Below are 10,580 nucleotides of genomic sequence, written 5' to 3'. Positions count from 1 at the left end.
AGGTTCACGTACGGTTCTTAGAAGGGGGGAAGAGAGTAATCTCTTCTTCCTATTCGACTACAAATTCCGTGCCCACATTTTCACCCTACTATCGTTGATATTATTGATCAAATCTACCAATTCTTTGTCTGATAATTTTTCCAAAGGATTCTTTTATCTAATAATTGCCACTATTTGATTCAATAAGAGGAAAATTGATTTAAAAAAACCTTCCGGCCATGGGAAATCATCCCTGACACGATTACATAAATGGACCCGAATATAAAGACTGAAAACGCTTTAATTCCAGATTATACCGTCTACAACTGGTTTGAGTACAATTTCTTAGAGATATGAGAAACGATACTCCACACCTGGACACCATTGTCGACATAAAGAACAGTGGTCATGGAATTGTACCATATCTTCATTTTATATTCTTTCCTTTTCCAGTAGACCATCCTGAATAAAGATTATCCGATCAAAGTATTCCTGGTGCCATAACTCATGCGAAACCATAACAATTGTCTGACCGAGATCCCGGTTAACTGACCGGAAAAGTTCGAGTATGGTCCGGGAATTCTCGGTATCGAGATTTGCGCAAGGTTCATCCGCAAAGACGATCGCCGGCTTGTTCACCAGCGCCCGGGCAATCGAAACCCGCTGCTGTTCACCACCTGATAACTCGTACACGAGATGGTCGAGACGATTCCCTAACCCAACCTTCTCCAGCATCTCAGTTGCCGCAACGTAACATTCCGATAGGATACGACCCTGCGTGATTGCCGGGATGGCAACGTTCTCTTTTACGTTCAATTCCGAGACAAGTGCATAGTCCTGAAAAACGTATCCAAGATGCATAAGCCGGAACCTGGTACGGGCCTCGTCGTCCAGTCGGGTGACTTCGATGTCATCGATAAAGATCCTGCCTGACGAAGGCGTATCAAGGAGTCCGAGCTGGTGAAGGAGCGTGGACTTCCCACTACCACTAGGTCCCATAATTCCCACGAATTCACCCTTTTCGATATTAAATGAGACTCCTTTTAACGCTGCAACCTCAACGAGACCCATCCGGTAGATCTTTTTCAGGTCCGTAACCCTGATCATGTTCAACCCCTCATTGCATCAAGAATCTCTTCGTTTGTTACCTGACGGGCCGGGATGTAACCCGATATCAGGGAAACCAGGCAGAGGAGAATGATACTGACGCCCAAAGACTCAAAATTGATCTCTGGTGTAAGATACCCCATCGGAAATCGGACCTTATTAACGGTTAGGATGAATCTGATCCCATTCAGCATCAGGATGCCGGTTACAATTCCGCAGGTGCATTGGAAGAGTACTTGAAGAAGGTAACTTCCAACGATGATCTGTTTCCTGATGCCGATTGCTTTGAGGATCCCGATCTGTTTCTTCCGATTGATTATATTGATATACGTGACAATGAAAACCACGACGCTTGCCACGATAAGGGAAACAAGGGTCATTATGTTGTTTATAAGGTTGAGACTTGATATGGCATCACCCAGGATGCCTTTCCCTTTCTCGCCCCAAGTTTTCACCTTCTCCTCCACTCCGTATTCCATGATCACATATTTGAGTGCTTTTGCATCCTCAGATGATGTTCCTCGCACCAGGATCTCAGTTGCTGTGTTTTCGGTATGCATGATTGAATCCATCTCGTTCCTGGTGATAAATGCAGAGGAATCGATAAGGGCACCCAGACTCTCATAGATCCCTTTCACACGGTAACTCTTGATAACGCCGTTACTGTATGCCACCTCGACTCGATCACCAACTTTAACCCCGCCGAGTGAGGGCAGTTTGTCCTGCGATTCGTCCTCGTTACCGGCCAGGAGTGATCCTAAAAGAATCTGGTCTGTATCACCTTTGGAGAGGTAGTCCCCATCCGTTATCACCAGTTGATACTTAGTGACTGCCTGTTCATCTATCGGGTTGAAAGCCAGAAGGGATTTTGACTGGAACTTCCCGTTTTTGGTATTTGTGATGGTTACTCCGGTGCTTACATGGGCTGAAACACCGGTGACCCCGGGAATCCGGTGGAGATGTTTCACAAGACCGTCAGCATCTGCGATAGCAGTTTGTTTGTCTTTGGGTTCAATGATTACATGTCCATACTGATAATCGATCATCTGATCATTATAGAGGGTTACAACTCCACCGATGATCATACCAAGGAAATTCATCAACACCACGACAAGGGCGATGATAAGGATGGTGAGGAGGAGCGTGCTTCGGTTTCCACGCCGAATCGCCCGCACTGCAAGATAAAGAGAGACATCGAACCCACCACCGTTATTCGCCATTCCATTTCCCCGGTCGGATACGGAGGTACCAGTAGCCGCCTCCCACTATGATAAGGAGAATCAGGATCATGACGACAATAGGCAGTATCCCGGATCCTGGGCTTGTTGTAATAGTTGCCTGTTCCGTAATCTTATGAGAGCCGAAGTCATCGTTGTACGAGATCGTCAGGTTGGTTGGAATGGTCCCATCCATCGTGGCCTGTAAATAGAAGATTGCCGGTGCATCGCTGTTCTTGTCAATTGAACCGATAAATGTTGAATTTGTGCCGGAAAATGGGCTTTCCAGAGCGGCCTGGACGGAGTTAGCCTGATCGGTGCCGGTATTCTCTACCCTAATAATCAGAGTAAACGCATTACCCGGTACCGGGCGAACAGGGTCTGTGGAAAAGGACTTTACTGCTATTACTGCCTTTCCTTTGACTGGTATGCCGATTGTCTCGATCTGTCGTTCGATGGTCCCATCTGGGTTGTGGTAGACGATGGTAAGGATGACCGGATCAATGCCGATTGGAGTGTTCTTGTCGGTCGCGAGATGAAGAGTAAAATTCATTCCTTCGCCGGGATCGAGATGTTCCATATAGTAATGGCCAGCAGTTGTAAGGACGAGGGACTTGATCGTCGAATTAAGATCTATCGCGATATCGCTCGCCCGAGTCAGCCCTGTATTTGTGATGTTGACCGCCACTACGCAATTGTCACCGGGTGCGACCTGGTCTGGCCGTATTTGTGAGACAAAGAGGGCTGGTTTCTTCTGGGTTGAAATGTCCGTATTAACATTGACGGTAATAGGGTAACGGGTACTTCTCCCGCCCTTGACATCTATCCATACTTCCGGGAAATAGATCCCGCTCTTTTCCGGGGCCTGGATGACAAGAGTCACCGGGATCGACTGACCGGGGCCGAGTTCCCCAAGACGATCAAAATCGTCAGTCAGTACTTTGATACCATTCTCTTCCAGGTGTATTTTTTCGATAAAAGCATTGATGTCGGTGCTTTTTGTGCTTGCAAAGGTACCACCCAGTGTGACACCACTGTTTTCTTTCATTGAAGCACTTTCAGCGGTATTCTTGATAGTGAGCGTAACAGTTCCCGTATCGCCGGGTAGGAGTACCGCGGGAGTAACCTGATAACCAGTGATAATGACCGTAGGATTTGTAATACCTATCTCATTGTCGCTCGCTCCCGACGGTGTAACTAAGAATGTCACCACTATCAGTATCAGAACCAAACGGGCCCACCCTTTCATTCTTTCTTCGGTGTTTCCTGTTTTTTCCCTGTACTGTCCGTCTCTCTGGTCACGTGATTCATCGTATGAAATCTCCATCTCCTCCGAAATCTCCTCTTTATTACGGGTTTCATGTCCCGTCAATAGTGTATCGCCGTTCAATTAATTAAACATATGTTTAGTTATAAAACCTAAGTTTAATTTTAAAACGCAAGGTGAATATACCGTCCCATCAAATGGTAATGTCGATGCCACGGATCAATGCGGAATATCGGGAGGATGCAAAGAAGAAGATCATTGCTGCCGCCCTTGAGATTGCGGCCGAAAAGAGTTGGGATGCGGTGACGATGGAGGCGATCGCTAAGAAAGTAGGGGTAACCAAAGGTGCACTTTATTCTTACTTTGAGAACAGTGAAACCCTGTTATGTGCGGTAAGTGTCGAGTTGATTCAAAAGATCCGTGACGGATTTATATCAATTTTTGATAAAGATGTACACATTCATGTTGTCCTGGAAAAACTCGCCAGTTTTATTTTCGAAGATCAAAAACCGTATGCATCTATCTTTATCCAGTTCGTTTCCAGGCTTCCTCAAGATAGTCGGTTCCGGGACCAGTTCTCCCGTATGTTTGATGAGAATATCCTTCTGGTCACGGAATATCTTGCCCGTAAGATAGATGAGAAGCAGATCCACCCGTTAACTGATCCAGATAGTGCAGCTCGTGCTATTCTTGGGGTCACTATCGGTCTGCGTATCACAGAAGTCGTTCTTGGAAAGGATGCCAGAAAAGCCAAACAGGTCTGGATAGAATCGGTTGAACTGATACTGAGGTTACCGGGTGACAACAAATGAGGTGTTGATTCATTAGAATCTCCTTTTCAAACGGATTTAAAAGGAGGGTCTGGATGGGGGTAATTGATATCAAACTAATAGCAGTGATGTTTGATAACGGGTTTTGTAACCTCAATTTCCAGGACCACATAATGATGTCCATAACAAAGGGTGATTTTCTGCTTAAAATTTAGAAGAAGGTTCATTCATTGGTTAAAATACAGGCAATTTTTTATGAAAGGAAATGCCATTGGCCCCCCTGAATTCTGTATCTTTATTTCCTGCAATGCTGGTTTGAAATTGCATCCTGATGTGAATCCATCCAATGATAATTTCAAAAACTTTTATAAGAATCAGGTTTCCTCGAATCTGGATATTAAGAATAATAAAAAACAAGTGCAGAAATATCTTCTCAAATACTTCTTCTCACTAATTAAAGAACAATTTGTCGCGGGATTAGATTTGAGTATTATACTACATGGGACATCTGGTGTCAAATTGTACTCGGCGCAAAAACTGAGTTCGTGAACTTCTGATGGTAGAAAATATTTAAAAATTTAGTTATATTTTGACATAATGCTTAGATAATCGCGTCTTTCGATGATGACTCAAAAATATATTTCTTCTACCATGATTAATGAATACTTTAACACCGCATTAAGAGGTTCTATAATGAAAAAGGAGTCAGTCGACATTCGTTGGGTATATCAACTCCGTATCTATGAGGTATCTCCAGAAAAAAGGGATATTTTCCATAATAGGTTTAAAAATCATGCACTCCGAATTATGAAACGCTATGATTTTGAGATAATTGCTCTATGGGAAAGTGTCTCTGTTGTGAATTTTGAGTTCATTTATCTACTAAAATGGCCTGATATTGCAACAATGGAACTTCAATGGAAACTTTTTCTTGCCGATGAAGAATGGAAAGAGATAAAAAAGAAAACTATAGATGAGACCGGTGAGCCGGTTATTCGAGTAACAAGTCGGTTGCTAAATGATGTTGATTATTCACCAGATTTTAATCCATAATTTATCATTAACTTTATTGAGAGTCCGGTTTGTTGTTTCGATCAGGAATGGGGGTGAGGAACCTTATAAAGAAAAAATTTTGTCAGACAATTGTCAGTCGAATTTTTCAGACTGGTTCACCTCGTAGGTATCATGAGAGAAATATAGAATAAGTTCATCTATGATGGGCGGTTTTTAATATATTTCAACCCTGATGTTTTGTAATAAAAGTCTGATATTGAATCGGAAAAAATCAATGAGTTGATATTAATCTCTTTTTATATTTCAGGCGATCTTTAAAGTTCAGCCTGGTATTGTGGTTAATGAGAGATTAATGAGGTAAGTCCATAATATAAAGGAGCCTAAATCTTGTTTTCATATGGTTCCTTAATGGCTTGATCTGCATATCAGCTCCCTTCGGACAGGAATCAGGTTTTCAGAAACCATACTGTTCCCTTTATCCGGATACAATTAGGGTGATGATGATAATGTGTGCAGGTCATGTATTTAAAGAAAAAATTTTGTCAGACAATTGTCAGCCGAATTTTTCAGACTGGTTCACCTTGTATGTATCATGTAAGAAATATAGAATAAGTTCATCTATGATGGGCAGTTTTTAATATATTACAATCCTGATGTTTTGCAAAAAAAGCCTGATATCGAATCGGAAAATATCAAAGACCTGATATTTATCCTCTTTTATATTTCAGGCGATTTTTAAAATTCAGCCTGGCATTGTGGTTAATGAGAGATTAATGAGGTAAGTCCATGATATAAAGGAGCTTAAATCATGTTTTCATATGGTTCCTTAATGGCTATATCTGCATATCAGCCGCTCTTCGGACAGGAATCAGGTTTTCAGAAACCATATCGATCCGTTTGTCTGGATACAATAAGGGTGGTGATGATAATGTGTGCTGGACATGTATTTAAAGAAAAAACGTTGTCAGACAATTGTCAGCCGAATTTTTCAGACTGGTTCACCTTGTAGGTATCATATGAGAAATATAGAATAAGTTCATCTATGATGGGCGGTTTTTAATATATTACAATCCTGATGTTTTGCAAAAAAAGTCTGATATCGAATCGGAAAATATCAAAAAACTGATATTTATCCGGCATTATATTTTTACTCGTCTTTAAAATTCAGCATGCTGTCATTGAAGAGAGGGAAATAAATGTAAGATCAAACTCTTGATTTCCATAAAACAATCGAATACATTTTTTCGATGTATCGATCCCTTATCGCAATTCAGGCGGTCTAATTTGCCGTTTTGGTATTTCTCCTGTTCTAACCTGGGAGAGATATTGAATCTGAATCCAAATGGCCTAGAAAAAAGGATCGAAATCTCGGTTTTATTTTGGTCTATGGATATCATTTTACTTTCATTCACTTTCCTGACCGTGATACTGATATCGTTAGGATATCGTTCAGAGATGATCATCTGCCTCCGGGAAATCTTACGCAGCGATATTTTCTCTACATAGTCAATCAATAGTAGATAGTACGTGAGACCATGGGAAGTCAAAAGAAGATCCTCGTCATTACGGGTAGCCCACACAAGGGTAATACATTTCGTGAATGTGAAACCTTGCGGTGTCTTCTGAACAAAGAAATTCCCGTAGAGTTTGAATATCTCTGGCTGAAGGATGTGAATCTTCTCCCCTGCAGAGGATGCCTCCTCTGTTTCTCCCGTGGCGAGGAGTCCTGTCCAAATCACGACGATGCACCCCTTATAGAACAGAAGATGAGAGAGGCCGACGGGGTGATCTTTGCCACTCCCGTGTACGGAATGAATGTCACCGGTCAGATGAAGATATTCATTGACAGGTTCTGTTATATCTTCCACAGGCCACGGTTCTTTGAGAAGAGAACTCTTCTTCTGGCCACCACTGGAGCGCTTGGACATGTTGAAGTGCTCAAGTATCTTGATACGGTTGCCAGGGTCTGGGGATTTGAGATTGCAGGGACAGTTGGTCTTGTCACCCCGATTCCCCTCCCGTCACATCGTGCAGAGAAGAATCAGACTGCCATTGCGAAGGGGGCGAAACAATTTGCAGCTGCCCTTAAGTGTCCTGTCAGAAAGAACCCTGACTTAAGAGATATAATTCTATTTCACGGGCAAAGAGCGGTGTTCTCTCAGATTGAGGAGTTATCTCCTGCAGATTATCAGTACTGGAAAGACATGGGATGGTTTGAGAAAGGGGTGAAGTACTTTATTGACATACCAGTAAATCCGGTGTACCATGGAATCGGGTTATTTGTTGAGTGGATTACGAAACACAAGGTACGAAAAGAATTTCTCATAAGTCCTGAAGAGTAACCGCCATGGTCAGGTGGGTAGTCACCAGATTCATCTTTTCTCCCCTTTGTGAAAAAACCTGGAATTGTGTGTGGACAGGATATAGTTCATAATTAATGAGTTGAATTTGAACTGGCAATTATATCAGGATATTTGGATCTTTTTAACAACTTTCTCAACCACATTCTCAAAATCGTCATATGAGCAATCGATTGTGATATCTGAATAATGTTCATACAAGGGTATTCTCTGATTCACCATATCACGAAGGTTCTGACCGGGAATCATAACAACCCCACGGGTTTTGATGTTTCTTAACCGCCTTTTCATCTCATCAAAGGAGATATTCAGGTACACAATAATGCTGTCTGATTTCAGGTGCTCCATTGCATGGCTGCTGTACACGGCGCTACCACCTGTGGCAATAACAGCATTCGTCACATTGAGCCCTAGTATGTTCTTTTCTTCGGTTTTCAGGAATGCCTCTGTTCCATCTTCATTGATTATTGTTTGAAGAATTCGTCCTGTATTTTCCTGAATTAGAATATCGGTATCAATGAACCGCATCCCTAACGTTTTCGCAAGGATAACTCCAATGGTACTTTTTCCTGCTCCGGGTAGGCCGATAAGAACAATATTTTTCATGATATTCATCCCGAGGTCATGTATAATTCTTCGATTAAATCCCGGTATGGTTTTTTTCGAAGGTATATATGGGGACATCCCACGAGAATTATTAGTGGTCAGGTTTTCTAAACCTTTACTCTGGTTTCCGTCATATGTCAGGAGAGATCTTAAAAAAAGTGGCCATGGAAAATTAGATTGTCAGACTCCCATCCCGGGTGACCTGTCCATCGTTGATCTCTATCTTTTGTAGATCTGTGACACTTCCGTATCCATTTCCATAATCTGCGTAAAGACCTGTTGCATAAATTCCATCTGGGAGTATAGATGGGACCAGTTCCACTGTACCTTCAACAGTCATATTACCCAGGTTTATCCAGTCTGATTCATTACTATCAGGATTAAAAAGTTCAGAATAAGTATCGATTTTGTCTCCCCTTGCAGGAATAATCGTTGCCCGGGATATCAAAACTTCACCAGTACTATCGATAGTATATGGTCTGAATTCAAGATCTGTCTTCCCGGTTTCGGGATCAATGTAGGAGTACAGATATACATTATCCTGGAGGCCATCATGGGTAACATTGACCTTTGATGAATATTCCTCAATACCATCATCAGTACTATCCTCATAAAACATCCCTAGAAGGGCATATTTGTCTGATGCAGAACTGTCTTTCAGATAAAACCATGTACCGTCCCATTCTGGAATTGAATAGGTCCCCTCTGTATCAGCAACTGCCGGGGTTTCACCAAGAGCTATGAGATCATTCGTTTGTGGATCATATGCAAAATACTCAACCCATACTGATGCTGTCCCCGAGGGATCAGTTAATTCGTATGAGTTAACTCCGGTGCTGTTTAATTCAGGTTTTTCATTATCTGTCGATTGTTTAAGGAGAAAATCTGTAATAAAAGAGTCCCATCCTGGGGTTACCTTAACATTAACTCCATCTTCGAGATACTGATCATGAGATGTTCCCTGGGGGTCCATGATAGAGAGACCTCTTGCATCAGATATGTACTTGTCATGACGTTCGTACAAAACTGCCTTGTTTATTGATTCGTTGATACTGGATCCTGCTTTTTCAGCTCCTGAAACGTGTGACATCAGATACTGAACCAGCAAGGATAGATCAACACTTGTTCCTCCATTATTTCCAGGTTCCTGTGCAAATTTAGTTGAATTTCGATAAGCTTTTCCAATTAACCTGAATCCGGTTGTATCCTTCATTACCTGGGTGAGTGATGCTCCAAGATCCTCAAGTTTATTGGCTATGTCTGGCATCAATTCAAGGTCGAGAACTGACAATGTTCGTCCGGAATCACCGGGTGCATCCACAAAAGTATCAACAATTATTCTGCTGACATTTATGGGATTCTGAGATGGGTTTTGTGCAAGAACCTTCATCCACTTGGCATACTCCCACCCTGATCCGGGTTCAATCTCTTCAGATCCGATGAAATATGTACCATATGGAGATAATGTCGCAGCCACTTCAAGTTCACTCATGAGACAGGCATCAAACCCGATAACCTCAGGCTTGAACTGAGTTTCATTAAAAACCGATGCTATATTAGCAAGGCTGAGCATATTTCCCGAATTTTCATCAGACCCGAAACCTCCGTACCCGCCTCCATGATCCCAGAAGATCAGGTAGGTATGATCAGCACTATACCGCTTGCTAACCCAGTCGATAAAGGTTTTCAGTCCTACAGGAGATCCCATATCTATTGAAGGATCAGAGAAACTACTGATGCTTTCATCACCAATTACCTCATTTTGCAGATCCTTCTTTAACTGGTCATAGGATGCAATTGTCATTCCTTTCCATCCGGTTTTATTTGCACCACCATACCCGACCACGATTTGCAGGTCACCAGGAACGATATCTCCAACTCCCTCGTTGATCTGTTTAATATTGTCAGTTCCAGCCCCGTCTTCCGATTCAAGATCACTTCCTACCATGTATATCATGACAAGTGACTTGGTATGAGAAGGAGTCTCGTTTCCTATAATTGGTGTTTCTGTTGCTGAAACAACCAGTAATGCCGATAAAAGAACAGCAAAAATGACAATAAAATCCCGTATGTATCTCATGACTATCTCCAATTCCCAGGTTGGCATCATCGGTTAACAAAACCCGGTATGCATAATTTACGTCCAATCTAATTAATCCTCTCGCATTAATTGAGAATGATTGAGATTACAAATCGAATTGTATATCAGGATTGCGAATTATCACTGATGGAATGGAATACTATTGAGAACTCCTCGTGG

At 42.1% G+C, this 10,580-nt stretch carries 8 protein-coding genes; 3 read left to right on the top strand and 5 right to left on the bottom strand.

What is annotated here, in order from left to right; translation table 11 throughout:
- Positions 1–411 precede the first annotated feature (411 nt).
- The 3 genes from DK846_RS15090 to DK846_RS15080 are packed head-to-tail and all read right to left on the bottom strand — an operon-like array spanning position 412 to position 3,630.
- A complete protein-coding gene (locus tag DK846_RS15090; protein WP_109969831.1) occupies positions 412–1,086 on the bottom strand; it encodes an ABC transporter ATP-binding protein in 675 nt (224 codons plus the stop codon).
- A 2-nt stretch (positions 1,087–1,088) separates the two neighbouring features.
- On the bottom strand, positions 1,089–2,306 hold the full coding sequence (locus DK846_RS15085) for an ABC transporter permease (RefSeq protein ID WP_109969830.1): 1,218 nt from the start codon (positions 2,304–2,306) through the stop codon (positions 1,089–1,091).
- The gene (locus tag DK846_RS15080) at positions 2,296–3,630 is read right to left on the bottom strand and encodes a COG1361 S-layer family protein (RefSeq protein WP_146201244.1); all 1,335 of its coding nucleotides are present in this window, start codon (positions 3,628–3,630) and stop codon (positions 2,296–2,298) included. Before DK846_RS15080 ends, DK846_RS15085 begins: the two co-directional genes overlap by 11 nt.
- Before the next feature lie 149 nt (positions 3,631–3,779).
- On the opposite strand from DK846_RS15080, the gene DK846_RS15075 reads away from it, so the two are divergent.
- The 3 genes from DK846_RS15075 to DK846_RS15055 all read left to right on the top strand — a co-directional run bounded on the left by DK846_RS15075 (position 3,780) and on the right by DK846_RS15055 (position 7,696).
- Positions 3,780–4,382, top strand: coding sequence for a TetR/AcrR family transcriptional regulator (locus DK846_RS15075; protein ID WP_181391819.1), 603 nt, complete (start codon positions 3,780–3,782; stop codon positions 4,380–4,382).
- 579 nt (positions 4,383–4,961) lie between these two features.
- Complete coding sequence (locus tag DK846_RS15065; RefSeq protein ID WP_219970730.1) at positions 4,962–5,393, top strand: NIPSNAP family protein; 432 nt, start codon at positions 4,962–4,964, stop codon at positions 5,391–5,393.
- A 1,496-nt stretch (positions 5,394–6,889) separates the two neighbouring features.
- Positions 6,890–7,696 (top strand): flavodoxin family protein, encoded by an 807-nt coding sequence (locus DK846_RS15055; protein ID WP_109969824.1) that lies wholly within the window; start codon positions 6,890–6,892, stop codon positions 7,694–7,696.
- Between the two features lie 123 nt (positions 7,697–7,819).
- Here the strand turns inward: DK846_RS15055 and DK846_RS15050 are convergent, their stop codons facing one another.
- A complete protein-coding gene (locus DK846_RS15050) occupies positions 7,820–8,320 on the bottom strand; it encodes a shikimate kinase (protein WP_109969834.1) in 501 nt (166 codons plus the stop codon).
- A gap of 172 nt (positions 8,321–8,492) precedes the next feature.
- Complete coding sequence (locus tag DK846_RS15045) at positions 8,493–10,400, bottom strand: clostripain-related cysteine peptidase (protein ID WP_181391818.1); 1,908 nt, start codon at positions 10,398–10,400, stop codon at positions 8,493–8,495.
- Positions 10,401–10,580: the final 180 nt, after the last annotated feature.

This window comes from Methanospirillum lacunae, from assembly GCF_003173355.1.
Lineage (GTDB): Archaea > Halobacteriota > Methanomicrobia > Methanomicrobiales > Methanospirillaceae > Methanospirillum > Methanospirillum lacunae.
This window is presented reverse-complemented; position numbering and strand designations above follow the sequence as displayed.